The organism is Rhodoferax sp. (assembly GCF_018780565.1).
Classification (GTDB): Bacteria; Pseudomonadota; Gammaproteobacteria; order Burkholderiales; family Burkholderiaceae_C; genus Rhodoferax.
In genome coordinates, this window is record NZ_JADMJN010000016.1 from 82,615 (window position 1) to 109,552 (window position 26,938).

Annotated in this window: 32 protein-coding genes and 1 pseudogene; 2 read left to right on the top strand and 31 right to left on the bottom strand. The window is 60.3% G+C overall.

Annotated elements, in window-relative coordinates:
- Positions 1-3: 3 nt before the first annotated feature.
- The 27 genes and pseudogenes from IV109_RS18920 to IV109_RS19050 all read right to left on the bottom strand — a co-directional run.
- Positions 4-274, bottom strand: a pseudogene (locus IV109_RS18920) (ATPase P); the annotation flags it as partial.
- A gap of 110 nt (positions 275-384) precedes the next feature.
- Entirely contained in the window at positions 385-1,035 is a 651-nt protein-coding gene (locus IV109_RS18925) for a DUF6629 family protein (protein WP_296700635.1), read from the bottom strand.
- Positions 1,036-2,391, bottom strand: a complete 1,356-nt coding sequence (locus IV109_RS18930) for a cyclopropane-fatty-acyl-phospholipid synthase family protein (protein ID WP_296700637.1) — start codon at positions 2,389-2,391, stop codon at positions 1,036-1,038.
- Between the two features lie 146 nt (positions 2,392-2,537).
- Complete coding sequence (locus IV109_RS18935; RefSeq protein WP_296700640.1) at positions 2,538-3,008, bottom strand: hypothetical protein; 471 nt, start codon at positions 3,006-3,008, stop codon at positions 2,538-2,540.
- Between the two features lie 28 nt (positions 3,009-3,036).
- Positions 3,037-3,924 (bottom strand): ribose-phosphate pyrophosphokinase, encoded by an 888-nt coding sequence (locus tag IV109_RS18940; protein WP_296700643.1) that lies wholly within the window; start codon positions 3,922-3,924, stop codon positions 3,037-3,039.
- Entirely contained in the window at positions 3,921-5,429 is a 1,509-nt protein-coding gene (locus IV109_RS18945) for a thymidine phosphorylase family protein (RefSeq protein ID WP_296700646.1), read from the bottom strand. Before IV109_RS18945 ends, IV109_RS18940 begins: the two co-directional genes overlap by 4 nt.
- A complete protein-coding gene (locus IV109_RS18950; RefSeq protein ID WP_296700648.1) occupies positions 5,426-6,787 on the bottom strand; it encodes an MBL fold metallo-hydrolase in 1,362 nt (453 codons plus the stop codon). Before IV109_RS18950 ends, IV109_RS18945 begins: the two co-directional genes overlap by 4 nt.
- Positions 6,788-6,832: 45 nt before the next feature.
- Positions 6,833-7,897, bottom strand: coding sequence for a type II glyceraldehyde-3-phosphate dehydrogenase (locus tag IV109_RS18955; protein ID WP_296700651.1), 1,065 nt, complete (start codon positions 7,895-7,897; stop codon positions 6,833-6,835).
- On the bottom strand, positions 7,894-8,286 hold the full coding sequence (locus IV109_RS18960) for a hypothetical protein (protein ID WP_296700654.1): 393 nt from the start codon (positions 8,284-8,286) through the stop codon (positions 7,894-7,896). Before IV109_RS18960 ends, IV109_RS18955 begins: the two co-directional genes overlap by 4 nt.
- Positions 8,283-9,032 carry a lycopene cyclase domain-containing protein gene (locus tag IV109_RS18965; protein ID WP_296700657.1) on the bottom strand — a complete coding sequence of 250 codons (750 nt, stop codon included), beginning with the start codon at positions 9,030-9,032 and terminating at the stop codon, positions 8,283-8,285. Before IV109_RS18965 ends, IV109_RS18960 begins: the two co-directional genes overlap by 4 nt.
- An 81-nt stretch (positions 9,033-9,113) precedes the next feature.
- Positions 9,114-9,401, bottom strand: coding sequence for a heavy-metal-associated domain-containing protein (locus tag IV109_RS18970; RefSeq protein WP_296700660.1), 288 nt, complete (start codon positions 9,399-9,401; stop codon positions 9,114-9,116).
- Between the two features lie 31 nt (positions 9,402-9,432).
- Positions 9,433-9,930: a DUF5676 family membrane protein gene (locus IV109_RS18975; RefSeq protein ID WP_296700662.1), complete on the bottom strand. Its 498-nt coding sequence runs from the start codon at positions 9,928-9,930 to the stop codon at positions 9,433-9,435.
- Positions 9,931-10,005: 75 nt separating this feature from the next.
- The gene (locus IV109_RS18980) at positions 10,006-10,734 is read right to left on the bottom strand and encodes an L-2-amino-thiazoline-4-carboxylic acid hydrolase (RefSeq protein WP_296700665.1); all 729 of its coding nucleotides are present in this window, start codon (positions 10,732-10,734) and stop codon (positions 10,006-10,008) included.
- A 107-nt stretch (positions 10,735-10,841) separates the two neighbouring features.
- Complete coding sequence (locus tag IV109_RS18985) at positions 10,842-11,024, bottom strand: YHS domain-containing protein (RefSeq protein WP_296700668.1); 183 nt, start codon at positions 11,022-11,024, stop codon at positions 10,842-10,844.
- Positions 11,025-11,187: 163 nt separating this feature from the next.
- The gene (locus tag IV109_RS18990; protein WP_296700671.1) at positions 11,188-13,686 is read right to left on the bottom strand and encodes a heavy metal translocating P-type ATPase; all 2,499 of its coding nucleotides are present in this window, start codon (positions 13,684-13,686) and stop codon (positions 11,188-11,190) included.
- Positions 13,687-13,709: 23 nt separating this feature from the next.
- Entirely contained in the window at positions 13,710-14,585 is an 876-nt protein-coding gene (gene ppk2, locus IV109_RS18995) for a polyphosphate kinase 2 (RefSeq protein WP_296700674.1), read from the bottom strand.
- Between the two features lie 26 nt (positions 14,586-14,611).
- A complete protein-coding gene (locus IV109_RS19000) occupies positions 14,612-15,262 on the bottom strand; it encodes an isoprenylcysteine carboxylmethyltransferase family protein (protein WP_296700677.1) in 651 nt (216 codons plus the stop codon).
- Complete coding sequence (locus tag IV109_RS19005; protein ID WP_296700680.1) at positions 15,259-15,540, bottom strand: DUF2933 domain-containing protein; 282 nt, start codon at positions 15,538-15,540, stop codon at positions 15,259-15,261. Before IV109_RS19005 ends, IV109_RS19000 begins: the two co-directional genes overlap by 4 nt.
- Before the next feature lie 9 nt (positions 15,541-15,549).
- Positions 15,550-16,029: a hypothetical protein gene (locus tag IV109_RS19010; RefSeq protein WP_296700683.1), complete on the bottom strand. Its 480-nt coding sequence runs from the start codon at positions 16,027-16,029 to the stop codon at positions 15,550-15,552.
- A gap of 382 nt (positions 16,030-16,411) precedes the next feature.
- Complete coding sequence (locus IV109_RS19015) at positions 16,412-16,762, bottom strand: copper-binding protein (RefSeq protein WP_296700686.1); 351 nt, start codon at positions 16,760-16,762, stop codon at positions 16,412-16,414.
- Positions 16,759-17,244: a DUF411 domain-containing protein gene (locus tag IV109_RS19020; protein WP_296700689.1), complete on the bottom strand. Its 486-nt coding sequence runs from the start codon at positions 17,242-17,244 to the stop codon at positions 16,759-16,761. The genes IV109_RS19015 and IV109_RS19020 overlap by 4 nt, the downstream gene beginning before the upstream one ends.
- The gene (locus IV109_RS19025) at positions 17,222-17,731 is read right to left on the bottom strand and encodes a cupredoxin family protein (protein ID WP_296700694.1); all 510 of its coding nucleotides are present in this window, start codon (positions 17,729-17,731) and stop codon (positions 17,222-17,224) included. The genes IV109_RS19020 and IV109_RS19025 overlap by 23 nt, the downstream gene beginning before the upstream one ends.
- A 31-nt stretch (positions 17,732-17,762) precedes the next feature.
- Positions 17,763-19,181 (bottom strand): copper oxidase, encoded by a 1,419-nt coding sequence (locus IV109_RS19030; protein ID WP_296700699.1) that lies wholly within the window; start codon positions 19,179-19,181, stop codon positions 17,763-17,765.
- Positions 19,182-19,212: 31 nt separating this feature from the next.
- Positions 19,213-20,631: a TolC family protein gene (locus IV109_RS19035; RefSeq protein WP_296700704.1), complete on the bottom strand. Its 1,419-nt coding sequence runs from the start codon at positions 20,629-20,631 to the stop codon at positions 19,213-19,215.
- Positions 20,632-20,642: 11 nt separating this feature from the next.
- Positions 20,643-20,960, bottom strand: a complete 318-nt coding sequence (locus IV109_RS19040) for a hypothetical protein (protein ID WP_296700707.1) — start codon at positions 20,958-20,960, stop codon at positions 20,643-20,645.
- Positions 20,961-21,161: 201 nt separating this feature from the next.
- Entirely contained in the window at positions 21,162-21,470 is a 309-nt protein-coding gene (fliE, locus tag IV109_RS19045) for a flagellar hook-basal body complex protein FliE (RefSeq protein WP_296700710.1), read from the bottom strand.
- A gap of 74 nt (positions 21,471-21,544) precedes the next feature.
- On the bottom strand, positions 21,545-21,916 hold the full coding sequence (locus IV109_RS19050) for a hypothetical protein (RefSeq protein WP_296700712.1): 372 nt from the start codon (positions 21,914-21,916) through the stop codon (positions 21,545-21,547).
- Between the two features lie 320 nt (positions 21,917-22,236).
- On the opposite strand from IV109_RS19050, the gene IV109_RS19055 reads away from it, so the two are divergent.
- Entirely contained in the window at positions 22,237-22,920 is a 684-nt protein-coding gene (locus tag IV109_RS19055) for a heavy metal response regulator transcription factor (RefSeq protein ID WP_296700716.1), read from the top strand.
- Positions 22,917-24,305 carry a heavy metal sensor histidine kinase gene (locus tag IV109_RS19060; protein WP_296700718.1) on the top strand — a complete coding sequence of 463 codons (1,389 nt, stop codon included), beginning with the start codon at positions 22,917-22,919 and terminating at the stop codon, positions 24,303-24,305. The genes IV109_RS19055 and IV109_RS19060 overlap by 4 nt, the downstream gene beginning before the upstream one ends.
- Positions 24,306-24,396: 91 nt before the next feature.
- Here the strand turns inward: IV109_RS19060 and IV109_RS19065 are convergent, their stop codons facing one another.
- The 4 genes from IV109_RS19065 to IV109_RS19080 all read right to left on the bottom strand — a co-directional run.
- A complete protein-coding gene (locus IV109_RS19065) occupies positions 24,397-25,224 on the bottom strand; it encodes an IS30 family transposase (protein WP_296700720.1) in 828 nt (275 codons plus the stop codon).
- Positions 25,190-25,393 carry a helix-turn-helix domain-containing protein gene (locus IV109_RS19070; RefSeq protein ID WP_296700723.1) on the bottom strand — a complete coding sequence of 68 codons (204 nt, stop codon included), beginning with the start codon at positions 25,391-25,393 and terminating at the stop codon, positions 25,190-25,192. Before IV109_RS19070 ends, IV109_RS19065 begins: the two co-directional genes overlap by 35 nt.
- Before the next feature lie 214 nt (positions 25,394-25,607).
- Complete coding sequence (locus tag IV109_RS19075; RefSeq protein ID WP_296700726.1) at positions 25,608-25,817, bottom strand: hypothetical protein; 210 nt, start codon at positions 25,815-25,817, stop codon at positions 25,608-25,610.
- 201 nt (positions 25,818-26,018) lie between these two features.
- Positions 26,019-26,938, bottom strand: a 920-nt coding sequence (locus IV109_RS19080) for a DUF3363 domain-containing protein (protein ID WP_296700729.1), incomplete at its 5' end; no start/stop codon positions are given.

The following is a 26,938-nucleotide window of genomic DNA, read 5'->3' on the forward strand; positions in this document are numbered from 1 at the left end:
TGCACTGGCACTGTCCCGACGGATGCCGGCGAGCCGCGTGCGCTTGAGCATCAGTGCGTTGATGGCAACCAGCAGAGAACTGCGCGACACTGCAATGGCAGCGACGTCCGTACTGATCATGAGCGGGTAGAACACGTCGGCAGCCAGCGGGAAGGCCACCGCGCCACTGGTTCTGGTACATCTTTCGCAGCGTGGCGCTCGGCACTTCGATCGCGCCGAAGACGTCGAACGAGTCGCTCTTCATCCGCACCACGTTAGCGCTTTCGATTGCCACATAGTTGATCTGCACTGTCGTCACACCGGACAGGCGCGACGACCGCTTCTCAACGCCTGGGGTGGACATGGACGACAACAGGCCGTGGACTGCAAAAGTCTTCACGGTGTTCATACGCTGGCCTTTTTCGCGAGGATGGATTGTGGAAAAAAGTGGAGGTAGACGACGATACTCAACAGCGCGGCGAAGAAGCACCACACAGAGATGAACCAAATTGCATAGAAGTAGTAGGCCCCAGCAAAGGACAACAGCGCAAGCACGCCGAAGGCCTTTACCATTCTGTGTGTCGACAGCAATGGACTCACGGTAGTTGACAGCAGATACAGCGTCATCGTCACCGCGGCAAAGAAGTGCGGCGAAACGTATTCGATGTGCTGGCCGGTTGGTCGCGAGACGACCGGAAAGGCCACCAGGAAGTACAGCAGGTACGCACCCACCGCGACGCCGGCGGCAACGAACACGAGCAGCGCTCGCTGGCGCCGCCCCGGCGGTTCGATCAGCAGCACCGCCACGGGCACATAGATCGGCCACAGCACATGCGAGAAGAAAGAATACACATGCGTCATCACCGCGTTGAGCAGCGGAGCCTCGTAGCGGAATGTCAGCCAGATCACGCCCTCGATCAGTTGCTGGATCGCGAACAGCAGCGGGATGGCGGCGAATGGCAGTTCGCGCGGGCGACGCGCCGACTTCAGCGTGAGCGTACCGAGCCCGAGCAGGAAGGCGCCCGCCGAAAAGCTCGCGGTGGCAGAGAAGCACATTCAGTTCACCTCCCCGAAACGTCCGTCTCGGCCTACGTAGAGATCGCGCCTCGACAGCGGAACCGGCCACTCGCCCCGGTTGGGCTTGGACGCGAGGATCTGGTAGATGCCTGTTCCGCCGGATTCGAACTCCAGCGCGCAGGCGGCCATGTACAGCCGCCAGACGCGATAGGTCGGCTCGTCGACCTCGCGCAACGCCGCTTCACGGTTGGCCTCCAGCCGCTGTACCCAATGCCGCAGCGTCAGCGCGTAGTGTGGGCGCAGGCCCTCGACGTCGTGGATTTCGAAACCGGCACGCTCCATGCCGAGCTGGATGTTGCTGACGCAATCGAGCTCGCCGTCCGGAAAGACGTAGCGGTTGATGAACTCGGTGGCCACTGTCTTATTCCAGCCCTCCTCGTCGTGCGTGATGCCGTGATTGAGGAACAGTCCGCCTGGACGCAGGACACGCCGGACGGTCGCCAGGTAGGTCGGCAGGTTGGCCAGGCCCACATGCTCGAACATGCCAACGCTCGATACCTTGTCGTAAACGCCTTCGCCGGCGAGATCCCGATAGTCGCGCAGTTCGATGGTGACCAGATCCTGCAGTCCGTCGGCCCGGATGCGTTGCTGCGCATACTCGAGCTGCTGACGGCTCAGCGTAATCCCATGGGCCCGCACGCCGTGGTGCCTGGCCGCCCAGCACACCAGTGAGCCCCAGCCACAGCCAATATCGAGCAGCCGCTCGCCGGGCTGCAGCCGAAGCTTGCGGCAGATGTGCTCCAGCTTGTTGCGCTGCGCCTGATCCAGCGATTCGTCCGCGCTCGTGAAATAGGCACAGGAGTAAACACGCTCCTCGTCGAGCCACACGCGGAAGAAGTCATTTGAGACGTCGTAATGAAACGAGATTGCGGCGTGGTCGCTGTCTTTTGAGTGGCGATGTGAGAAGCGCCGTGCGAACCGGGAAGCCATTGTGTTCGCTGGCTTGAGCTTAGCTTCCGTCCCGTCGGGCAGGCGCCAGGCGTCACGCAGCAGGGCCAGCTTGTCGCGCCAGGTCAGCGACAGGCGATCGAAGTGATTCGTTAAGGAAATTGCACTGTACACATCGCCCTCGAAATCAAGCAATCCCCGAAAATAGGCGTCTGCCAGCAACAGCGGATTGCGCTCGAGAACCAGCCGGCGCAGCAGAGCCGGATCGCGCAACACCAGAGTGAAAATCGGCGACTCGTCGTCGGGCGCATGTAGCGTGTTGTTCCAGAGCCGCAGTGCAGCTGATCCGTCGTAACCGCGCATCAGGCGCTCGAAGATGCGAATGGCCGGTTCCTGGGCCGTGACTGGACTAGCGTTGTCCCGCTTAAGGGGCGAAGTGTTTCTCATCTCTGTCGACCTCCTTCATTGTTGGATTTTTTACATAAAGAAATGCACGACGACCGCGATAGCGAGTAGCCTTCTCCCGGGCGAGCTTCGAACTGTTGAATTGCATCGGGAACTTCATATGTCAGTGAGTGTTCGCGGTAGGCCTCTCAGGGGGTTTCGCGATGAGACGACCAGGCCGACACCTCGAACTCGATCTCAGCCGCTCGGCTGGGCAGCTTGACGAGGACGCGGAAGCGGTAAGGTCCGTTCCTGACGGTCGAGAACAACTGGCCATAGGTCATTTGGCCGTCGACGCTCATCGGCGTCAGATACTTCGGCGGCGAAGCGATGATCCCGGACTCACTGAGTTGGGCGTGCACCACGGCGTCCTCAATGCGTTTGCCATCGGCATTGAAGAGGGCGACGACGAGGTGATGAATCTGGCCACCGTCCTTCGGTACGATTCCGTGCATCTCTTCAAGCGCATGCTTCTGCGACACGATGGCGGCCGGCACGAGGCCCCAGTACAGCACCACGCCTTCGCGCTCCAGGCGTGCTTGAGCCAGGGTGATCGACGGCGCGAGCGCGAGCAGAGCCAGTGTGAAGAATGCAGCGAATTTGGAACGGATGAATGACATGGCAACCTCCTGGATGATTCGGTTTGGTTTATGGCAGCAACTCGCGCACACTGGCGGCGATGGCTGGTGCCAGCGCGATGCGGTTGGAAGGATGCTCGATCGTGTCGCAGCTCACGATGTCGGTCGCGCCAGCCACGCGCAGGTCCTCGAACGCCGTTTGCGCGAACACCGCATGCACGGCCACGCACACAGGGGCAGCAAGACCGGCCCGGCGCAGATGACCGACGGTTTCGATCATGGTCCGCGCGGTCGAGACGATGTCATCCACCAGCACCGGCGTGTGCGACTGCCAGCGCTCAACGTCGGGTACCGAGACTTCGACGTCACGGTCACCTCGGCGGTGTTTTGTCAATACGATAAACGGCGCGTTGGCGCGTTGCGCCACGGCGCCCACCCACTGGGCGCTTTCCTCGTCAGGCCCGATCAGTAGCGGCTGGCGAACTTGCGAGCGCACCCAGCGTGCCACACTGTCGGCGGCAGGGACGATGCGCGATGGAATGCTGTAGACCTGCGACAGATCCGCAATGCGGTGCAGGTGCGGATCAACCGTCACCAACCAGTCAACATGGCGGGAGATCCACGCCCCGATATGCCGGGCACTGATCGTCTCGCCCGGTTTGAACCGCGTGTCCTGGCGCATGTAGGCGAGGTAGGGTGCGACGAGGCCCACCGAGCGTGCGCCGGCTTCGCGCACAGCGCAGGACAGCAACAAGAGCGGCACCAGCTTGTCATCGGGGCGGTCGAGTGTGCATACGATGAGTGCATGCCGCTCCTCGATCGACGCTTCGACCCGAACATGCGACTCCCCGTCGGGGAAGCGCCGCACAATGGCCGCGACGCGTTCCAGCGCCAGATGGTCCGCCAGTTGATCTGCGAGCCGCTCATTGCCGGGCATGGCGATCACCACGAGTTTCATGGCGCCACCGTGTCGGACAGCTTGATGAATGGATGTGTTGCGAGGTAGAGCTTTGCATAGGCGAGCTCCCCGGGCGCCTCGGCGTGCAGCGTGAACAAGGGCATGCCGCGCTGGACCTCATCACCCAATTTCACATGAAGATCGAGGCCAGCGGTCGGGGCGCCGGGCGCCCCAGCCAGTTTGGCGACGCGTGCAAGCCGCCGGCTGTCGATGCCGCTGACGTAGCCAGCGTGCTCGGCGGTCACAACCTCTTGCAAGGGGGCGACGCCGGGTTCACGCAGACCCCCTTGGGCCTCGCAGATGGCCTGAAACTTGGTCCACGCCGCACCGCTGTCGAGCAGGCGCCAGGCCTCTGACCTGCCCGTGCCAGGAATGCTGTGGCCGCAGAACTCCAGCAGCTCGCCGGCCAGCACCAATGCACGCATGCGCAGATCCACGGGTGCCGCGGCTGCGCCACGCAATACGGCCAGGACGTCGTGCGCCTCGAGCGCGGGGCCAACGCCCCGTCCCACCGGCTGTGAGCCGTGCGTGAGCAGAACACGCAATTGCAGGCCATGCGCGGCCGCCACCTGTTCCAGCAAGGCCTGCAGACCATGGGCGTCTTCTTCGCTGCGTACCTTGGCGGTCGGACCGACCGGGATGTCAATCAAGGCATGGGTCGCCCCGGCGGCGATCTTCTTGGACAAGACCGAAGCGACGAGCTGGGCGTCGCTGTCGAGATCCAGCGGGCGCTCAACGCGTATCAGCACGTCGTCGGCCGGACTCAGGGTCAGCGCGCCGCCCCAGACGAGACAGCCACCCTCGCGCTCCACGACGCGCCGCATCGCCGTCACGTCAAGATCAACGCGGGTCAGGGTTTCCATCACATCGGCCGTGCCCGCGGGTGATGTGATCGCCCGCGACGAGGTCTTGGGCATGATCAGCCCAGCCGCCGCCACGATCGCAACCACAATCGGGGTCGTGCGGTTGCCCGGCAGGCCGCCGACGCAATGCTTGTCCGCAATGGGCGTTCGTCCCCAGTCGATGCGGTCTCCCACGTCGACCATCGCCCGCGTCAGCGCTATCGTCTCCTGCAGGTCCATGCGACCGCCAGCGCAGGCACTCAGGAAGGCCGCGATGTGCAGGTCGGAGTAGCGGCCCGCAGCCACGTCGCCGATGATGGCATCGAACGCCTGCACGTCGAGCCGATGGCCGTAGATCTTGGCGCGCATCGCGCTCAGCGAGTCGAGCGTCGGCGCGTGCCCCACCGTGACAGTGTCGCCTGGCGCGGCGCCCAGGGCCCGCCACGCGCTGGTTGACAGGCTGACCTCGCCGGTCGCCAGGAGTTCGGAGTGCACCACGTTGAGCGTTGCGATGATGAGTCGCTCACGCAGGCACACCTCCACCCGTGTCAGCGACTCGAAGCCCTCGGCGCGGCAGACGTGGCAGTCGCGGCGCATGTAGATCACATACTCCTGCTGTGTGTCGATGCCCAGCGGACGTAGGCGCAGTCCGGTTGCATTCATGGCTGGATCTCTACGGTCTGGCCCAGGCGGGGGACGGTTGTGGGCCAGCTGAGTTCGCGTTCGATGCGTTGCCGCAGCGCGTCGGCCGGACCTGGTTCGCCGTGGTTGAGATAGATCCCGCGCGGTGGCCGCGGCGCCGTGGCGAGCCATTGCACAATCTGCTGTGCATCGGCATGGGCTGACATGCCGGGCAACGATACGACCTCAGCGTTGACGGCGACCTCCTCGCCGTGAATGCGGATGCTGCGCTCGCCGGCGACGATCCGGCCGCCACGGGTGCCGCCGGCCTGGTAGCCTGCAAATATGATGGTGTTGCGCCGGTCGGGGGCCAGTGCCTTGAGGTGGTGCAGCACGCGACCGCCAGTGGCCATGCCGCTGGCCGACACGATGATGGCCGGATGGCGCTGGGCCACCAGCGCGCGCGACTCCTCGACCGTGCGGACCATTTTTGCGACAGTGCACATGCCGATGCATTCCTCGACCGAGAGCCGGTGTTCCGCACGATGGCGGTGGTAGATCTCGGTCATATCGATCGCCATCGGACTGTTGAGGAACACCGGCAGATCGGGAATAGCGGCACGTGCCTTCAACCGGTAGATGGCGTACAGCAGCGACTGGGCCCGCCCCACGGCAAAGGCGGGGATCACCACGATGCCCCCGCGCGCCGCCGTGCGCTTGATCGCCTCGCCCAGGACAGCCTCGCCATCCTGCGTGTCGTGCAGCCGGTCACCGTAGGTCGATTCGACCACCACATGGTCGGCCCTCTCGATGGGCGACGGTGCCCGCATGATGCTATCGTCCGGCCGGCCCAGGTCGCCTGAGAACAACACGGTCGTATCGTTCATGGTCAACTCGACCGAACTGGCGCCGAGGATGTGCCCGGCCGGCCGCAAGCGAACGCCCATGCCGGCGGCTGCATCCGCGCACTGCTCGAATGGCAGCGGCTCCAGCCGGCGCAGCGCGCGCTTGGCGTCATCCTCCGTGTACAGCGGCAAGGCCGGCTCGTGCTTCGAGATCCGGTGGCGATTGGCGTAATCGGCGTCTTCCTCCAGCAGCCTCCCGCTGTCGGGCAGCAGCACCCCACACACATCGATCGTGGATGGCGTGGCGAACACCGGGCCCCGAAAGCCGTGCTTGACGAGCAGAGGCAAGGCCCCTGAATGATCTAGGTGCGCGTGCGTCAGAACGACAGCGTCGAGTTGCTTTGGATCAAAGGGAAAAGGCTCCCAGTTCATCAGCCGCAGGTTCTTGTAGCCCTGGAACAGGCCGCAATCGACGAGCAGTTGCTTCCCCTCGTGCGTGACGAGAGTCTTTGAGCCAGTAACAGTGCCGGTGGCACCGAGGAATGCTAGGTTCATAGGGAAGCTTTCCTGTGAAGTTCTTGTTGATGCAGATTTCGATGTTCACGCCACCGGCGTCAGCGATGAGCTTTTCGTTTCAAATGGAATGCCCATCCCCAACGTGATGTCCGTCAAGGCGATGGATTCACCTACAGGCACTTGGTTTCCCGTCAACGCGCGGATGGCATCGATCGTTTCAGGGATGACGATGGCCTGGTTGTCGACCATGTAGGCGTAGAAGAGCTCCGAACCTTCGACGCACAGCATGTCGGCCCACAGCCCGACTTCATACAGGCTGTCATGCGGACGGCCACTGTCGGCCATCAACTCCTTGATTACATTCGGCGCTGCAAGCCCCGAGCTACCGTCGATCAGGGCGATCCGGCTGGAGGTGGCAAAGGCCCGAAGCACCTCCTCTTTCGCGGCAGGTCGCGTCAGATCGACTGCCCAATAGTGAACGTGCGCGCTCGTCGTCGGTACCGCCACGGCCATCGTGACGATGTCGAGATCTGGGTCGACGCTGCGCGCATCCGGTCCCTGATGGCTTGGAATCGAAGGCTCCGGCAGAACGGTGTTCATGATGCCGCCCAGATGGCTTTCCCACGGATCGGTCGCGCGCCGTAGCAGCGTACCTCGTGCGCGACGCAATAAACCGGCGCGCTTGAGGGCGCCGAGCGTGCGCACGATCGAGGTGGTGTTGCATGACACGACACGGGTCGCAGGGCGCCCGATGGCCGAGGCGTAGTTCGATTCGGCGACGAAGGAATGACCCGTCACCTCGTGCTTCTCGCCACCGTGAAGCACGAAAGGCTTGCCGGCAGCACGATAGCGCTCGGCATTCCTGGCGCCGACCCGCTTGGGCGTGCAGTCGACAACGATGTCGCTGATCGACAGAAGATCGTCCAGTGACCCGCTGAGGTGCAGACCGGCGGCGCGCATGCCCTCACTGGCTGAAGCGTCGGCAGCATAGAGGGGAATCTGCAAATTTTCGGCGACACGCACACGCCAGTCCGTGACGATATCGGCCACGCCCGCGAGCGCCATATCGGGCTGGCGTGCAATCGCCTCGGCAACGCGTTTGCCAATCACGCCGTAGCCGACGATGGCCACCTGAGTCTTGCTGTTCATTCGTTGTACCTCTCTACTTTCCAGTCAAAGGGTCTCTGACACGTAGCGAAGCACTTGCGGGTCGCCTCGTCCCCCATGGCGGCGAGTTCAGCTTCGGTGAGCGAGCTTGCCGCAGGCACGCCCATCGCCTGGGCCGCTGTGACGAGCACATGCGCCCAGGTGCAGCGGTTCGCGAACAACATGCCGAAGATGTCCAGAGTCCCACCCCGGTTGTTGAAGCCGAGGTACCAGGTGAGATCGCGACTTGTGCCGAGGCGCCGCAGCACGCCGACCAGCAACTCGCGCCACGGGTGCGACACGAAGACACGCGCCTTGCTGTGCCCGGGGAAGAGATCGGCGAGTGCGGCGTCCGGGTGCCCGTCCGCCATGGAGAGCCATGACTTTTTCATGGTGAAACCCTCCCATGGCCCATGATGCGCCGACGCTTCACCGCGTCGCGCTGTCGCCACGTGACGTGCTCGTAGACGCTGCTCCAGTACATGCCGAAAGCGGAGCCGAACAGGAGCTCCTCGAGGGGCAACCCCGCCGGCCGCCAAGCGAGCAAAGCGCCGAGGTTCCATACGGCCTCGATGTATCCTGGCCAGAGCCACTTCAGACCCAGCAGAAAGGCGGTATACAACACCAGAAAGACGCCTCCACCAAAGAGTATGTTGCGCCAGAGGTCCGGGCGGCACAGGACCGTGGCCGCCGCGCCCGAGAACATTGCCAGAATCCCAGGATAAATGGGGTTCCAGCGCAGCGGCAACAGGCCACTGAAGATGAAGAACGGACTTGCGAGAGCCAGCAGGTGCCAGCGATGTCGCGGTGACAAACGCGCGTGGTGATCCAGTCTCTTGAGGGGTACTGGAGTTAGGACGTCATAGCTGACCACGCCAAGACCACCAATGGCGAAGCAGAAGACAAGGCTTTCGATATCGAAGCCGCTTCGCTGGGCCAAGTCGAACAGGCTGGGTGGATTCCAGTAAGCCGGTACGAACAGCGGCTCACTCAAGCCAAACGGTGCGGTCAGAGCGCTGGCCCAAAGCATGGGGCGGCGTTGTGCCGGCCATGCAATAAACAGTAACGCCCAGGGCAACAGGAAGCCAGTGGCCCACAGCAGCCATGCGTAGCGGAAAGAGGCATCGGTCAGAGTCACGTCACGTATTTCGATGAGTGGTAGTTGGATTTGGCTCGCAGGCAGTTGCGCCGCTCAGTTGCACCTGCCATTGGCGCGCGGTCAGTGACAGCAGCAACCTCCTCGTCCGTTCTTCGGAGAGACGGTCGGCCCACTTTCGGGTGAAGGCAACTCACTGACGCCCGCCAGCTTGGCCGGATAACCGGCGGCGGTGAGTGCTGACACCAGGTGATCCACTCCCGCATCAAATGTGCCGCTGACGTGGACGTGACCTGCCGATAGATCGACGGTCACATCGTCCACGCCATCGATTAACTTCAACGCCTGGGTGACGTGGTTAACGCATGAGCCACAGCTCATGCCCTGGACTTCGAGATCAATGGTTTTCATCATAGGACTCCGTTTAGGTGGGGTTGAGAAATCAGCGGTCGGCAAGCTGCTCCATGGGTCGCAGCACTGGGCGCTGACCGAGCTTGATGTCAAGCGCGATGCGTTCGCCGCGCCGTTCGACTTGCAGGTTGACGGTTTTCCCGGGCTTGGAATTTCCGGTTTGCGACACGAGTTCCGCAGCGTCAGCTACCGCCTTGCCGCTGATCGATCGGATCACGTCGCCCAGCCGGAGGCCGCCACGCCGAGCGGGGCTCTTAACATCGCGAAATCGGCCGTGGATCCAACTAAAGATTGCACCGAGCGCAAAGCTCCACACCATCATCACCGCGAGTGCGTAAAGGAATGAACCGAAATCGAACAGCATTGGGCCGCTTTGCAACTTGCGGAAGTCCAGACCGTGAAATAGCGCATTCATGAAAGTTGCAGCCGCCTCCGGCCAAAGCCAAAAGACGAGCGTGCATGCTGAATACGCGATGCCAACGGTAACCGCGAGTGCTGCGCCGATCTTCACGGCATTGATGTGTGCCATACCTATTTCCTTTCGAGTCCTATTGAAAAGCTAAACGCTGGGGGCGCTTCACGCATGATTCAGACCAATCCGTCCTTACGCGAGCGGTTGCGGCCGCTGGCGCAATTCCCAGACGAAATTGCATTCGTGCTGGCCATCCGAAATCCGGCGCCCAATGCCACCGCGATCAAACGTCATTTCGTCGGGCAAGTAGGAATTGAACATCGCGTTATCGATCTGGCAGACAATGGGCGTCATCTCGGGAATGCCCAGGTGGACCGCAAATTCATGGAACATGCAGCGCGTGATCTTGATCTCGAACCGTCGATCCGTACGTTCCACGACTTCCATCTTGTTCCAGCGAACCAGGCCAGTGCGGTTGTTCTCTAGCTCCAGATCCGCGAAATTCCGGAAGTTCCGTTCCTTGTGAACGGTATCGAACTGCAGGTTCTGCGCCGCCGTGCCGCCCGTCAACAGTGCGACACGCATGATCTCGAACGCCTTGCGTTGGCCTATTTCCTCCTTAAGGCTCAAATAGACCCAAGCCGGTAACGCCGCCAGATCGATCAGCTCGCGAGGAAACCGTGGGTCTATCGTCTTTTTGAAACGATTCAGCGTGAGCTTGCGCCGTAGAAGAAATAGTCTCGGAAATCGCAGCTCTTGGCCCAGCATATGAAGCAATAGCGGCGTGGTGACCTTCTTCATGTCAAATTGCGGAGTCATGGTCATTTGAGTTTCCCCTGTGTTAGCTTCCGCATGGCGGATCGCCTGTCGTCGCTTTGATGCACGCTGTGGCATCCGCTCTGATCCGGCGAAGTCGGCCATCTCTAGCCCAGGTGATAGCGGCCACGAGTCCCGCAGAACCCGCGCCGCCGATCTGGTTGCGATCGGTCCGCGCTGCACTGTTCATTTTTTGCACCCTGCCCTACCTGTCAGTGCCCACCGCAGCACGCGTGGTCGGCCGGTGCGCCTCCGCTGATGTACTTTTCCGGTTCAGCGACAAACGACTTGTGACATATTTCCGAGCAAAAATAATAGATCTGCCCGGCATGTACTTCCTTGGCCGCTGCCTTATCTGGATCCACCTTCATCTTGCATACTGGATCGATCATCATGTTCCACCTCCATATCATCATGCCAATGGTTGCCACCATCCTGTTGCACAGTCGACCCCGGGGGCAACCCATCCGGAACCGGTACAAACTTATCTGCATTGCAGCTTTACCCTACCCTGCCCGGCTTTCATCGGGATCGCTGGCGCAGTGTGCTCCCTATCCTTCAGGCCGCCACGCCCGATGAAACCTGCGCGACGACCACCGGCGCGCCGTGTGATCCCGCTTGTCTGATGCCGGCGAGCTTGGTGCGTTTGAGCATCAACGCGTTGATGGCCACGACTGCTGAACTGCCGGACATCGACAGTGCTGCAATTTCCGGGGACAAGGTGAAGGGATAGAAGACACCTGCCGCCAGCGGGAAGGCGATCACGTTGTAGCCCACCGCCCACCACAGGTTCTGATGCATCTTGCGCAGCGTGGCGCGTGACAACTCGATGGCGCCAACGATGTCGTAAGGGTCACTCTTCATCAGCACGACCTGGGCGCTTTCCATTGCCACGTCGGTGCCCGCGCCGATCGCAAAGCCAACGTCGGCCTGGGTCAGGGCCGGTGCATCGTTGATGCCGTCGCCGACCATTCCGACCTTGTTTCCCTGGTCCTGCAGTTCCTTGATCTTGGCAGCCTTCTGACCGGGCAACACATCGGCCAGCACGATGTCGATGCCCAGTTCCTTGCCGATGCGCTCGGCCGTAGCCTGGTTGTCACCAGTCAGCATTGCCACCTTGACCCCCCGCTCCTGCAGCTTGGCGATCGTCGCCTTCGACGTCGGGCGCACCGCGTCTGCGATGGCAATGAGGCCGATGAGCTTGCCCGCGCGGGCGACATGGACCACCGTGCGACCGCCGCCTTCGAGCCTGGCGGCCTCTGCCGCCAGTGCATCAAGGTTCACGCTTTCGGACTGCAGCAGCTTGCGGTTGCCCAGCAAAACCACATCTGCGCCGATGTTGGCTCGCGCCCCCTGCCCATCGATATTGCTGAAGCCCGTGGCGACGTCGGCGGGGGCTGAGCCGGCGCGCTTGAGAACCGCCTGCGCCAGCGGATGCTCCGAGAACTTCTCGACGGCTGCCGCGGCGGCCAGCAACTGCGCTTCGCTGATGCCAGGGGCTGTCACCATCTCGACCACATCAGGCTGACCGAGTGTGAGCGTGCCGGTCTTGTCGAAGACAATAACTGTCAGCTTGGTGGCGTTCTCCAGTGCCGCGGCGTTCTTGAACAAGATGCCATTCATCGCCCCCAGCCCGGTGCCGACCATGATGGCCATCGGCGTGGCCAATCCAAGCGCGTCGGGACAGGCGATCACGAACACCGTGATCGTCAGGGTCAGCGCGAACAGCAAGGGCTGGCCGATGACCCAAAACCACACGCCGAAGGTGAGCAGTCCAACGGCAATGGCTGCCAGTACCAGCCACTGCGAAGCCTGATCGGCCAGCAGTTGGCCCGGCGCTTTGGAGTTCTGCGCTTCCTGGACCAATTTGACAATCTGCGCCAGCGCCGTGTCGGCACCGACCTTGGTCGCCTTGTATCGAAAGCTGCCGCTCTTGTTAATGGTGGCGCCGATGACGGGGTTGCCGGCCACCTTCTTCACGGGCATCGATTCGCCGGTCAACATGGACTCGTCGACTTGCGAGCTGCCTTCAGTGATTTCGCCGTCGACCGGAATTTTGTCGCCCGGTTTGATGACGACGATTTCGCCAGCGAGGACCTCCGAGGTGGGAACCTTTGTTTCTATACCACCGCGCATGACCGTGGCCAACGGCGGTGCCAGGTCCATCAGCGCGCGAATCGCGTCCGAAGCACCGGCGCGCGCACGCATTTCCAACCAGTGGCCCAGCAGGATGAACACCAGCAGCACAGCCGATGCTTCGTAAAACACCTCACCTTCGTAGAAGAAGGTGGCGCCCACGCTGAAGACATAGCCAGTGCCGACGGAGAGAATGATCAGCGTCGCCATGTTGGCAACCTTGTTGCGGGCAGCCCGCCAAGCGGCGACCAGGAAGGGCCATACGGGATAGGCGATGGCACCGGTGGCGACAATGAAGAGGAAGAGTTTGCGATCCAAGCCAAAAGGCGTCGGGAAGTCGCCGAACATCTTGCCCATCGGCGAGTACATGAAGACAGGAACAGCAAACGCCAGAGCCACCAGGAAGCGGTTGCGCATGTCGCTTGCCATATCCTGCATAGACATGCCTGGCGCATGGCCCATGTCATGCATCATGTCGGCCTTTTCGTGCGTCTTATGGTCGGCTGACGAGTCGACGTGCCCTGCATGTTGGCCGTGGTCACCGTGCCCCGCATGGACATCTTTCACGGGTGCCGTTTGCGCCTTTGCACCCGAATCGGTCCCGGCGCCTTGCCCGCCTGCGCTGCCAGGCATCGCATGATCGGCATGGCCCGCCTGGGCATGCCCGGTCGCATTGTGGTCCGCCGGATCGCAGACATGGGCGGGTAGGAGTTCACCTCGGCAGTGATAACCGCAATCGACCACGCGCTGCCGGATGGCTTCAAGGGTGGTTCGCGCTTCGTCATAGTGCACGGTGGCGCTGCCGGCGACGTAGTTCACTTCGGCGTGATGAACGCCGGGGAGCGTCGATAGCCGCCGCTGGACGCCCACCGCACTCAGGGTGGAAACCAGCTCGCCAACTTCGATAGTGCTTGTTTTCATGATTATTCCTTGGCAGACGGGATTCAGCGTGCCAATTGCTTGGCGGCGATGCAATCCGGCGTAAATTCGAACGCGATGTCCGGTTCAGGCTGGACGAGTTTTATTTTCTTGCCGGCGTAGTGCAGCCGAGACAGGATGTCGCGCATCAGATTGAGGCGCGCGAGGCGCTTGTCGTCCGCGCGCACGATGTGCCATGGGGCGACAGCGGTATGCGTTCGCAGCAGCATCGTGTCACGCGCGGCAGAGTATGCTTTCCAGTGCTTGACTGCAACCGCGTCGATCGGGCTGGTCTTCCACTGCTTGAGCGGATCGCGCGCACGGTCGGCCAGACGCCGTATCTGCTCGTCCTTACTGATATCGAGGTAGTATTTCAGCAACTTGATGCCCGAGTTGGCCAGCATCTCCTCGAACTTCGGCACCGACTGCATGAACTCTTCGTGCTCATCCTTGGAGCAAAAGCCCATCACATGCTCGACACCCGCGCGGTTGTACCAACTGCGATTGAACAAAACGAGTTCTTCGGCGACTGGGAGTTGGGCGACGTAGCGTTGGAAGTACCAGCCACTGCGTTCTCGGTCGGATGGCTTGCCCAGAGCAACCACGCGGGTTTCCCGGGGGCTAAGGTATTCCACGATACGCTTGATGCTGCCGTCTTTGCCAGCGGCGTCGCGGCCTTCCAGTAGTATGAGGATTTTGTCGCCGCAACCTATGAAATGCCTCTGCAACTTGACCAGCTCGACTTGGAGAATGTGCAGCTGTGCGTCGTAGTCCTCGCGCGAGATCGAGAGTTTCGCTGGCCACTCGCCGGTGCTGAACGCAACCGACGCGCCACCATCACCATTGGCCTCCGCCAGGTGGTTGCCCTTGCTGGGCTTGTCCTTGGGGTTCTTCTTGCTCATAGCTGGGCCTGGTCGTCCACGTGCTTTTAAACGACTGGCATTTGCTTTCGCCATGACGGCAGAAAGCGTGGCGTACGCGCTGCGTAGGCATCGAACTCGGCGCCGAATCGCTTGCGCATCTCGGCCTCTTCCGTGATCGCGAGGCGCGCATACATGACCAGCAGGATCGGGAACATCACCAGCGTGAGCAGCGTCGGCCATTGCAGCAGGAAGCCAAGCAGGATAAGCACAAAGGCGACGTACTGCGGATGTCGAATCACTGCATAAGGTCCGGCGACAGCGAGCGCATCCCGGCGTTGCGCGTGGTACAGGACATTCCACGCACTGGACAGCAGGATGAAGCCATAGGCCAGGAAGATGTAGCTGGCAATATGCAAGGCACCAAAGTGGGGGTCTCCTTTTTCACCCAGCAAGGTCGACCACAAATGCCCCGCATCATGGGACAGGATGTCCAGGCCCGGATACTTGGTCTGCAGCCATCCCGACAGCAGGTAGATGGTCAACGGAAAACCGTACATCTCGACAAACAAGGCCACGATAAAAGCAGAGAAAGCGCCAAACGTTCGCCAATCTCGCGCCGTTGCGGGCTTGAAGAAACTGTAGGCAAACATGATGAAAATTGCCGAGTTGAGGATGACGAGCATCCATAGCCCGTAGGCCGGTTGGTCGTGGCTCATGATGGATCCCCTTGTTTCGCCTGGTCCGGCTTGCCCTGCCCAGCTTGTGGTTCGCCAGGATCATGGTGATGACCATGATCACCGTGACCGTGATGCATAAAGACATGCATCAGCGGGCAGGCCAGCAGCAGCAGAAACGGCAGCGCGCCGAACAAGTGAGCGCGGTGCTCTGTCAGTAGGAAGTACCCTGCGACGGCCCCGATAACAATCAAACCAATCGCGTAGCGGGAAGTCCAGAAACTGGGCGGTGTCTCGTGCTCTACATGGTCATGGTCCATGATGACTCCTTACTTGGCGGTTGGCGCTGGCATGCGCTCCATCATTGTCTTCATCATGTCCTGCATCATCTCCATGCGCTTTTCCATCTGCTGCATGTGATCCGGCGCGCCGTCTGGCTGGACGCCGTGCTCCATCATGCCCATGCCACCCTTGCCCATCATGCCGCCTTCCATCATGGGGCAGCCCATCATGTCAGCTTGCATGCTGCGAGCCATCTGCATGTTCTCCTGCATCGTCTGCATGTGCTCGGCCATCGCCTTCTGCCTCTCCTCATCCGTCTTCGCCTTCGCGATGCGGTCCAGCTGGGGTTGCATCTTCTTGACGTTGTTCCGCATCTTTTGCACGGTCTGTGTGGGGTTCTTGACCGCTGGCTGGGCCGGCACGGACGTGGTCCCTTGCGCTGCTTCTGGATGGTGCGCATCGTCTGCGAACGCCGGCGTGGCAAATGCGAGTGCAGCCGCAAGGGCTGTCATGGCTAGGTTTTTCATCGTGGTACTCCTTTAATCAGCGTGTTGCCGACCCCCGAGCAACAAAATGGGTGGGGCCAATCCTTGGGAAACTGTTTAATCACAGTGTGCTGGCCTACTCTTAACAGAATGATGACCCAAAGATTACATTCCTGTTATCTGCGCCGCACAGGCGCACGAGCAGCGCAAAAAGGCGGCCGGTCAGACGAGTAGCGACCATTAGCTACAAAATAGATAGCATACAACGCATATTTCACAGGGGCCGAGGCCACTAATGCACCTGCTTGCAGGCTGAACTGCAGAGGTAAGTGCAGCCGCCGAGCACGGTTGCTGGCAGCTGTTTACCGTCATCGTGGCGGGGTTCAGGTTTGCGACCCGATGTCAGATAGCCGCAATCCCTGCATTACTTGACCGTTTGGAGATCGGTCACCACCAAGGTGCCCTTGTCCTTGACGACTGTGAACTGCACCTTGCCACCGACCTTGACCCCCTCCAACAAAGCCGAATCCCTGACCTGAAACACCATCGTCATGGGAGGCATCTCAAGGTTCTTGATCTCACCGTGCCTGATCGTGATCTTTTTCGCGTCCTTGTCGATCTTGCGGACCTCTCCCTGAGTCATGTCGTTGTTGGCCATCATCTTCATGTCGCCCATCTTGCTGGCATCCATCGTGGTCTGCGCGAAAGCACTGCCTGAGAAGGCCGTGGCTGACGCGATCGATACGAGGACAAGCATTTGCTTCATTGACTTCATGATTTTTTCCCGTCATAGGTTTGGTAAACCGTAAAACTTCCGTCCTTTTTTAGCAGCAAGACGTTGTAGGCATCCTTGCGATTGCCATACTCGGGGCCATCCATGCCGGGGGAACCGACCGGCATGCCGGGGACGGCCAGTCCAATTCCTTCGGGCCTGCCCTGAAGCAGACGCTTGATGTCACGGGCAGGCACGTGGCCTTCCAGGGCGTAACCGGCCACCAAGGCGGTGTGGCACGACCCATATTTTTCGGCAATACCAAGTTGCGACCGCATGGCATTGCTGCCAGTTTCGTTGACTTTGACCGCAAAGCCATTGGCCACCAGGTGAGCGACCCAGTCTTTGCAGCAGCCGCAATTTGGATCTTTCCAGACCTCGACGCTGGGGCGGATCGGTGCGGCCCAGGCGTCAGCCAGCGGCAGCAGAAGCGCCATCGCCAGCCAACGTCGGCGTTGGAGTTCAATGGTTGTGCGCATGACCATCCTCCTTGTTGTTCACTTTGTTCGCAGCAATTTTGATCTGCCCTTTCATACCGGCGTCGTAATGCCCCGGCTGCAGGCAAGCAAAATCAACCTTGCCCGCCTTGGTGAACTGCCAGATGATCTCGCCGCTCATGCCCGGCGCCACCGTGACCATGTTGGCGTCGGCATGCTCCATCTCCGGATACTTCTTCATCACTTCGTAGTGTTCCTTGAGTTCCTTTTCGGTGCCCAGCACCATCTCGTGCTTAACCTGACCGGAATTTTTGGCAATAAAGCGGATGGTTTCACCCTGCTTGACATTGAAAGTTGATGAGTGGAAACGCATGTCGTCCGTCATGTCGATGTTCACGGTACGCACCACTTTGGATGCGACGCCGGGCTTGCCGATCGCCTCGTTGTCATGGCCCCCTGCGTGATTGCCAGAGGCCATGGCGGTCATGGCTAGAAAAATACCGGGAATGGCGATCAGAAGGTTACGTGATTTCATGGAATATCTTTCAAGGTTCGCGGATAATAATTTAGTCATGCTTCATATTGCCCATCACGGGCTTGCGGACTTGAACTTCGACTTCTTTCAAGGGCATGTTCAAAACGGGCATGGATTTACCCCCCTCCGCAGAAAAACGTGCGGGGTTGGGCAGTGAACCCGTCCATTCATATGCAATTTCACCGGGTGGGTGCTTGTACCAGCCCGGGTCTTTGTAGTCGCCAGGTTTTTGATCCTTGCGCACCTTGACCATGCTGAACATGCCGCCCATCTCGACGCTGCCAAACGGGCCTTGTCCCGTCATCATGGGTGCGGTGTTGTCCGGGATAGGCATTTCCATTTCGGTCATATCGACCATGCCGCGTTCGCCCATCACCATGTAGTCCGGAATCAGATTGGTGATCGCGCTGGCAACGCCACGGTGATCCACGCCAATCATGGTGGGCACGTTGTGTCCCATGGCGTTCATGGTGTGGTGGCTCTTGTGGCAATGGAATGCCCAATCGCCTTCTTCGTCGGCCAAAAATTCAAACTGGCGCATTTGGCCCACCGCAACATCCGTGGTGACCTCATACCAGCGGGTCGATTTCGGCGTAGGACCGCCATCGGTGCCGGTCACAAGAAACTCATGCCCATGAAGGTGCATTGGATGATTGGTCATGGTCAGATTGCCAACGCGGATGCGTACCTTGTCGTTTTTGCGCACCACCAGCGGATCGATGCCGGGGAAAATTCTACTGTTCCAGCTCCACAAATTGAAGTCCAGCATGGTCATGATCTTGGGCGTGTAGGCGCCCGGGTCGATGTCGTAGGCGTTGAGCAGAAAGCAGAAATCGCGGTTCACTTCTTCGATCAGTGGGTGTTTGACCTTGGGGTGGGTGATCCACATGCCCATCATGCCCATGGCCATTTGCGTCATTTCATCGGCATGCGGGTGGTACATGAAAGTGCCAGGCCGACGCGCTACAAACTCGTAAACGAAGGTCTTGCCCGGTTGAATGGCAGGTTGAGTCAGACCCGCGACGCCATCCATGCCGTTGGGCAAGCGTTGACCATGCCAGTGCACGCTAGTGTGCTCGGGCAACTTGTTGGTCACGAAAATGCGCACGCGGTCGCCCTCAACAACCTCGATGGTGGGGCCTGGCGACTGACCGTTGTAGCCCCAGAGGTGGGCCTTGAAGCCGGGGGCCATCTCGCGTACCACGGGTTCGGCCACGAGATGGAACTCCTTGACTCCGTCGTTCGTACGCCAGGGCAGCGTCCAGCCGTTGAGCGTGACCACCGGGTTGTAGGGACGGCCGGTATTGGGAACCAGCGGTGGCATCGTGTCCGGGCTGGTCTGCAGCACCAGCTCAGGCAGGGCCGCCATGGCGACTTTGCTAACGGCAGCGGTCACAACTGCGGTGGTCAAAGCGCCGGCACCCGCCAAAAAATTTCGTCTGTTTGTCATATGAATTGCGGTAATGAGGTGATGCGCCAGATCAGTGACCGGCTTGGCTGGCGCTGCTACCCGTGGGCATCAACATGGCAGCCATGGTGGTTGGCTTGCCGGTCATGGAGGCTGCGAGTGCCGCATCGGTGAGCCAGAACTGCTGATAAGCATTGATCGCAGCCATGACGCTGGAGATCTGATCGCGGTTGTCGGCCAGAAGTTCGAACACCCCGATCAGCATGCCGTTGTAAGCAAGCACGTTTTCTTCGGCTATGACCTTGCGCAACGGCACGATCTCGTCGCGATAGTGTCTGGCTACATCATGGGCCGTGCGGTAGGCCGAATAGCTTTGCCGCAGCTGGGATGAAGCGTTGCGAACCGTGCTTTCGTAGCGGTTTGCGGCGGCCAGGGATTGCGCGTTCATGGTGCCACGCTGCGCCGACCCCCAATCGAAGATGGGCAGGCGTATGCCAAGTTCATAACCCAGGCGCGGCGTTTGGGTGCCCGCAGCGTTGTCGAACACCGTATCCCGGCGGATTCCCAGTTCCACGTCGACGAGGCTGTTGAGCAGGCTCAAACCTTGGGCCTTGCCCGCGATATCCAGCTGGCTGAGTGCCATTCGCACATCCAGACGCTGCTGCATCGCGTTGGCGTTGACAACGTCGGGTTGGTGCGGTTCTTTCGGCAGGTCCGGCAGGCGCTCGGGAAGCTTTAACTCCGCCGATTGCGCATCGGTCAAGCCCAACAGGCGAATCAATTCCTCCCGGTCCGCGGTGGCCGCGTTCCCGGCCGAGGCCAGTTGAGTTGTAGCATCCGCGTAAAAGATCTGCTGGCGCGCCCGCTGCAGCTTGGTGAAATTGCCCACTTGCAGCATGCGCCGCGCCAGTTCTGCACTCGCTTGCGCGCTGCGGTTGACCTGTTCGGCATATTTCAACACCTGCTGTGCGCTCACGGCCCGCACCCACGCCTGGCGCACCTGGGTGACGTTGTCGACCACATCGGCGCTGAGCTGGATCTTGAATTGCGCGACCTGGCTGCGGGCTATCAACTGGCGCTGCGGCAAGGTCAGGATATCCAGCAGACCAAACGACAGCAATCGGTTCAGCTCCAGCTCATCGCCAAAACGCACTCTCTCGAACGCAAAAACTGGGTTGGCGATTCGACCCCGCTGGTTCGCCAAAGCCATTTCGGACCAACTCTGGGCCAACAAGGTTTGTACGGCCGGGCTGTTGGCCAAGGCCAACTGGACGGCGTCATCCATGGTTAACGGCCGGGCCAGCAAATCGCCTGTCAGCTTGCTGCGGGCTCGCTGCTGCTGCTCAGTGCGACTGATCTCCAGCTTGCCTTGGGTGAAGGCGTTGCTTGTGTCATTGGTTTCCTGGACGGCCTGATCAATGTTGACGGATGCGCATCCTACCAACACAAGGGTGGCCGTGGCCAGAGCGCCTAATCTGAAAATTCTCCTCATGGTCGCCTCTTTCACGGTTTGGCGCGCCCGGCATGGGGATCGGTCGTGGCTGCAGCATCCGCTGCTTGCGGCAGCCGGGCCTCTTTGGCATATTCGCGCCAACCACCGAGACGGCCAACGCTGTCATTGGCCTCGCGCCATGAAACAACGGGTTGCTCGCTGTAAGCGCGGTAGTCGGGAAAAGCTGATCGGTAACCGAGGGTGACCGTGGATGGCGCCGTGCTCTTTGAATCAGTGGTCACCGGCACAGAACTGGGCTGGGCGAAGGCCATCGGTAGGACCATCGCCAGTCCCACTGGCACGAGCCAGCGTGGGGGGAGTAAATGCATGGAATCCTCGCGTCAACACTGGGGGTTCGTGAGAAGAAAACTCACGACGAAAATCAAAGAGAAATGTACTGGCGCGCTCCCAACAAGACGCTGACCGCAACATTACATTCCTGTTATCTGCGCCGCACAGGAGCACAAGCAGCGCAAGACGGGAGCTCATTGCATGCTAATGGAGCACCGCCGTGAGAATCCCTCGCCCTTTCACACTTGCATATTCAGGATGTCGGTATAGGCTTGTACGAGCCGATTGCGCACCTGAAGCGTCGCCTGAAATGCAATGTTCGATTTGACGCCGACCAGCATGGTTTCCTCAAGACTTACAGTCGAGTTTTCCAGCTGAAAATCCTTGGAAAGCCGTCCAGATTCCTTTTGCAGAGCACTCGTCGTTTGCAGGGCCTGCACCAGCGCGTCCTGAAATCCTGTCCCCTGTACGCCGGGGCTTTTACCCAGTGGTTGACTTATGCCAGCAAGCGGGCGGATGAAATCAACGGGTTTCGTTGGAACGCTCATGTCATGTGTCTTTCTGCACAAGAGCAGTTCATGTCACGCACGCACGAGCAAACGGCATGGCTACCAGTTCGCCTTCAGGGCTGCGCACTAGTCGCCATTTGTCGATGGCCCGCTGCCAAACCATCGTATTCGGTCGCAATGCTCTCGTACAGGCTGACGATGGAATTGCAGTGGGCCGGCATGCTGGAGCCGCCCCGTCCGCCCGCGGACATCCCCTGGTAGCTTTTGGCCATCTTGCGATGTTCAGCGGCACTGGCGCGGGCAACAGTGGCTTCCCGGTCGTAGTAGGTGACCAATGCCTCGTGATCGCCGCGGGTGCGTGCGGCCTCGATCCGCTGCCGCAGTTCAGGCGAGGGTGCGTTCGGGCCCGAAGCGCAGCCAGCTATCACAACGCCCAGCAGCAACACTGCGGCAATGCGCCGCAACGATTTCCAATTCATATTCATGGCAGTTCTCCACTGGTAACAGGAATTTCTCAAAAGAGGCATGAGCAGCATACGAAAATGAAACCGTCGAAGAGATGACGTATTTATGACATTTCAGTCAGCGTTGTGTAACCTTACTTGGCGTCACCCATCTTCATTTGATGCGTTCAATCCAACTTTGCATTTTTTTTCAGCGGCGCCGCGTCCCTTACATGAAACACCATCAACATCCACGCCCAACAGAAAACTGACCGCCAGATTACATTGCTGTTATCTGCATCCCCAGTCGCCCAAGCAGCGCAGAATGGCGGCCACGTTACAGATTCCCAAGGAGCATTGCCATGAGAATCCTCATTGTTGAGGACGAACCCAAGACCGGGGACTATCTGAAACAGGGTTTGGTCGAAGCCGGCTTCGTCGTCGATCTGGTGCGCGACGGCACGGACGGCCTGCATCACGCGCTGACCGAGGCTTACGACCTCGCGATTCTCGATGTGATGCTGCCTGGCATCGACGGCTGGGCGGTCTTGCAAGGCATCCGCAAGGCCGGCAAGGACACACCCGTTCTGTTTCTGAGCGCCCGCGACCATGTGGATGACCGCGTCAAGGGTTTGGAACTCGGCGCCGACGACTATTTGGTCAAACCCTTTGCTTTTTCCGAGTTGCTGGCCCGGGTACGCACCCTGTTGCGCCGCGGCAGCAAGGCCAAGGCGGCGGAGTTTCTGTGTGCGGCTGATCTGGAGCTTGATTTGCTGCGGCGTCGCGTCACGCGCGCGGGTAAGCGGATTGATCTGACGGCCAAGGAATTTGCCTTGCTCGAATTGCTGCTGCGGCGACAAGGCGAGGTGCTGCCACGCTCGCTCATCGCATCGCAGGTGTGGGACATGAATTTCGACAGCGACACCAACGTCATCGAGGTCGCCATGCGCCGCCTGCGCGTCAAGCTGGACGACAATTTTGAGCCCAAGCTCATCCGCACGGTGCGCGGCATGGGCTACGTTCTGGAGAATCCCGATTGCGCTTGAATGGACGAACCTCCATCACCCGGCGGCTGACGCTGCTGTTCATCATCGCCTCGTCGGCCGTGCTGCTGGCGCTCGGGTTCGTGATCGCCTCCTCGGTGGAGCAACACTTCGAGGACCTGGACATGGAAGTTCTGGTGGGCAAAATGGAACTCACCCGGCATGCCCTGGCAATGTTGAAGTCCCAAGACGATCTCAACGGTCTTTCACAACAGCTGGACCACTCGCTGATTGGGCACCACGGCCTTGAGGTGATGGTCATCGGCGCCAATCACGCCGTCATCTTTGCCACGCCGAACGCCAACTTCGCCCCCGGCCTGGTGGCTGCCAGCGCTACCCAAACCCCGCATCGCCCCATGCTCTGGACGCTGGGAGAGCAAACCTACCGTGGCATCGCGGCGGAATTGCCCACGGGCATCAACGGTGGGAAGAAGGTGGTTGTGGCGGTGGCCACCGACATCGCGCACCATCAGGCGTTCATGCATTCTTTTTTGCAAACGCTGTGGATCTTTGTCGCCGGGGCCGCCGCACTGACCGGTGTTTTGGGTTGGGCCGCCGCGCGGCGCGGCCTGGCGCCGTTGCGCGCCATGCGCGAGCAAACACAAACGGTCACCGCCCAGCAGCTGAGCTATCGCCTGGCGGTGGAATCGGCGCCGGTCGAACTGGCCGAACTCGCGCAGTCCTTGAATGAAATGCTGGCACGGCTGGAGGAAGCGTTTCACCGGCTCTCAGATTTTTCTTCCGACATCGCGCACGAGTTGCGCACGCCCGTGAGCAACCTGATGACGCAAACCCAGGTCGCACTGTCGCGCCCGCGCGAGGCCGACGCCTACCGCGGCATTCTCGAATCGAACGCCGAAGAGTTCGAGCGCATGGCACGCATGATCTCCGATATGCTGCTGCTGGCCAAGGCCGAATACGGCCTGGTGGTGCCCAGCCGGGAAACCGTCCATCTGGCGACCGAGGTCCGCGCGTTGTTCGACTACTACGATGCGGTGGCCGAAGACAAGGGGCTGCGCCTCACCCTCGAAGGCGACGGCGAGGCGAGTGCAGACCGGCTCATGCTGCGCCGGGCGCTGAGCAACTTGTTGTCTAACGCGGTGCGGCATTCGGCTTTTAAAACAACGCTACGCGTCAACATCAACACGGGCCTGGACGCGATCTCGATTGCCATGGAAAATACCGGTGATGCGATTCCGCAAGCCTATTTGGAGCGTATTTTCGACCGCTTCTTCCGGGTCGATCCTTCGCGACAACGCTCCAGCGAGGGCACCGGACTGGGGCTGGCCATCACCAAGTCAATCATCGTCGCTCATGGTGGCACGATCTCGGTCGCATCAACCGAAGGTGTGACTACGTTCACGATCAGACTGCCGCGCGCATCCTGAACGTCGACAGCCCCACCGCCGAGCTGTCGCATGCGCTGAAATTTCCTCTCTGACAAAACACAGTGTTTTGAATTCTTGGATTATTGCAATTTCAGTAACGGCGGTTCCAAGCTCGAAGTGCAACAGCTTGTTGATGTGACTGTACCTGTTTCATAAATATCTCGTGGGGCGTTTTGAAGCCCAGGCATTTTCTAGGGCGGTGATTGAGGCGGTGCATGACGAAGGCGATGTGTTTGGGTGTGATGGAATCGAAACGCATTTTCTTTGGGAAGAATTGACGGATAAGCCCATTCATGTTTTCGTTTGCACCGCGCTCCCACGATGCGTATGGGTGCGCAAAGAAGAAGTCGGCATCCAGAGCTGAGGCGATCCGTTCATGATGGGCGAACTCTTTGCCGTTATCGGTGGTCAGTGTGTGAACGCAGGATGCAAAAGGTCTGAGCAGAGCAATCATGGTGTCAGATACAGCCTGCGCCGTCTTGAACGGGACATGGGCGATCAACGAGTAGCGAGATGTGCGCTCGTTCATTGTGACGAGGGCTTGCTTCTGGACGGCCCCAATGACCAAGTCGGCCTCCCAGTCACCAAAGCGCCCACGCTCAGCCACAACACTGGGGCGCAGATCGATAGAAACCTGGTTGGGTATCGTGCCGCGTCGCTCGCGTCCCCCGTATCGTTTCTTGCGGACTTTCTGGCAACGCAGGGTTCGGTGCAGCGTGCCACCGGCAGACTTGTCGGCGTAGATGCGCCGATAGATGCTCTCATGGCTGACACCGGGCTGTCCATTGACTTTGAGGTAGCCACTGATCTGCTGTGGACTCCAAGTCTCTTCAAGCTTGGCCTCGACCACGGCCCATGTCTTGGCCGCAACGCGAGAGCCGTTCTCACAGGCCCGCATGCGGGCGGTGTGAGAACTCATGCGCCTGTTTGGGTCGGTAGCCGCGAAGACCCCGGTTGCGGCGCAGTTCGCGACTGATGGTTGATTTGTCCCGGTTGATCAATTGAGCAATAGCGCTTTGGCCATGACTGGCTTTGGCAAGAATGGCAATCTGGTAGCGTTCGTCTCGGGTGAGATGTGTATAGGTCATTCCGGACAACTTTGACTTGGCGGTCGAGGGGCACGGATGCTCTCACATCTCGCCCACCCAGCCGGTTAATTACAAAGTTGCTCGGGCGCGCACCGTTCTGAATAAGAGCACTTCTATTTGACGCATCACACTAGCATCATTGTTCGAGCGGCATGGGACCCGTTTACGCCAAAGCGGAAATCGAGTTTGCCAAAGAGGTTCTCTTTGGCTTCCTTCACGATGCAGTGTTCTCACCTTTGGCCTTGGGAAGTGTACCTGCAGGAACGCCGTCAAGCGGATGTCCATGCGCCCTACAGTAGGTTACGACCATCACCTCAATCATGTAGACCAAACTGTGCATTTCGCGCGCGGCGGTGGCCTGGAGAGCTGCCTTGATATGCGGATCTACCCGAACACTGACCATCTCCGTCTTGACCGTCGACATCGGCTTCTCCTGTAAGTCAAACGCGAAGCGCCAGCATAACGCACACGCCTTCGCCAAAGCAACAGAGTTCGAAATCGAAGGAGATAAATCGAGAGGTTGGCGGGTAACGCCGTTTCCGGTCACTCGATGTTGAGGTTTGGCAGGGTCATGCGAATGGTGTGCGTAAAAGCTGTCCCAGCTATCCCCCATGAGGGTAAATTCCTATCGTCCGTGCTGCCGCCCCAACCCCCAAGTCACCGATGACCCATGGACGACGGCCGATACCTGCTGCCCCAGCCGCTGCTCCACCACAGGCCTCCACGGCACCAGGCTGAAACCTATGCCGTCGTCCAGCATCGCGAATCGGCCGCTGGCGAGTTGGACTGAGCGGCGGTAGACGCCGTTTGCGCGCTCGCCATTGCGCAGCGGGCGATGGATTAGCCCGGTCTGGTGCTGGATCACTTTGCCCGCTTCCGCCAACTCCCGATCACGCAAGGTGGATAGCAGGTTACGCGCCAAAACGACACGCTCGCCGCGCCGCTCGGCCAAGCCCTGCTCGACGAGGAAACCTGTTCGATTTTGCATGGCATCACGCACTTGGGCGCCGAAACCCCGTGGCGACGGTTCGCTGGCACCGCCCACCATTTGGTGATCCAGCCATGTTGCGCCCTGGGCGCGCACTTGCTGTTCGATAGACAGGTGCGACCGCAACAAGGCGGTGACACCTGCGGCCTGCTGGGTATCATGCACTTGCGCGCGCGACAAAAAGTCAGGCGGTACGCGCCAAACAACGTCCGTCATCCGCTCCACGGCCCCAGAGCGGCGCAGAGCTTCGAGCCGGCGCACGTGGGCATCTACGGCAGTTTGTGGGTCTGGGGTGCCTTCTTGTCGAAGCTGCACAAGATGGTCAGCACTGCGGTAAAGACCCTCACGCACGATGCCCGCGATGTTGCGGTCCACCGTCCGTTCCCCTCCAGCGGGCTTCACTTTCACGATGCCACCCACCGGCAGTGAGGTCAGGTCGGCACCAACGGGCAGGCGGACATAGTGCGCGCGACCGTCGATGCCATCAACCACCAGATAGCCGCGGTCATTCAACTCGTCGGCCAGGCCCTTGGCAGCGATGCGACCGATGACAGGTG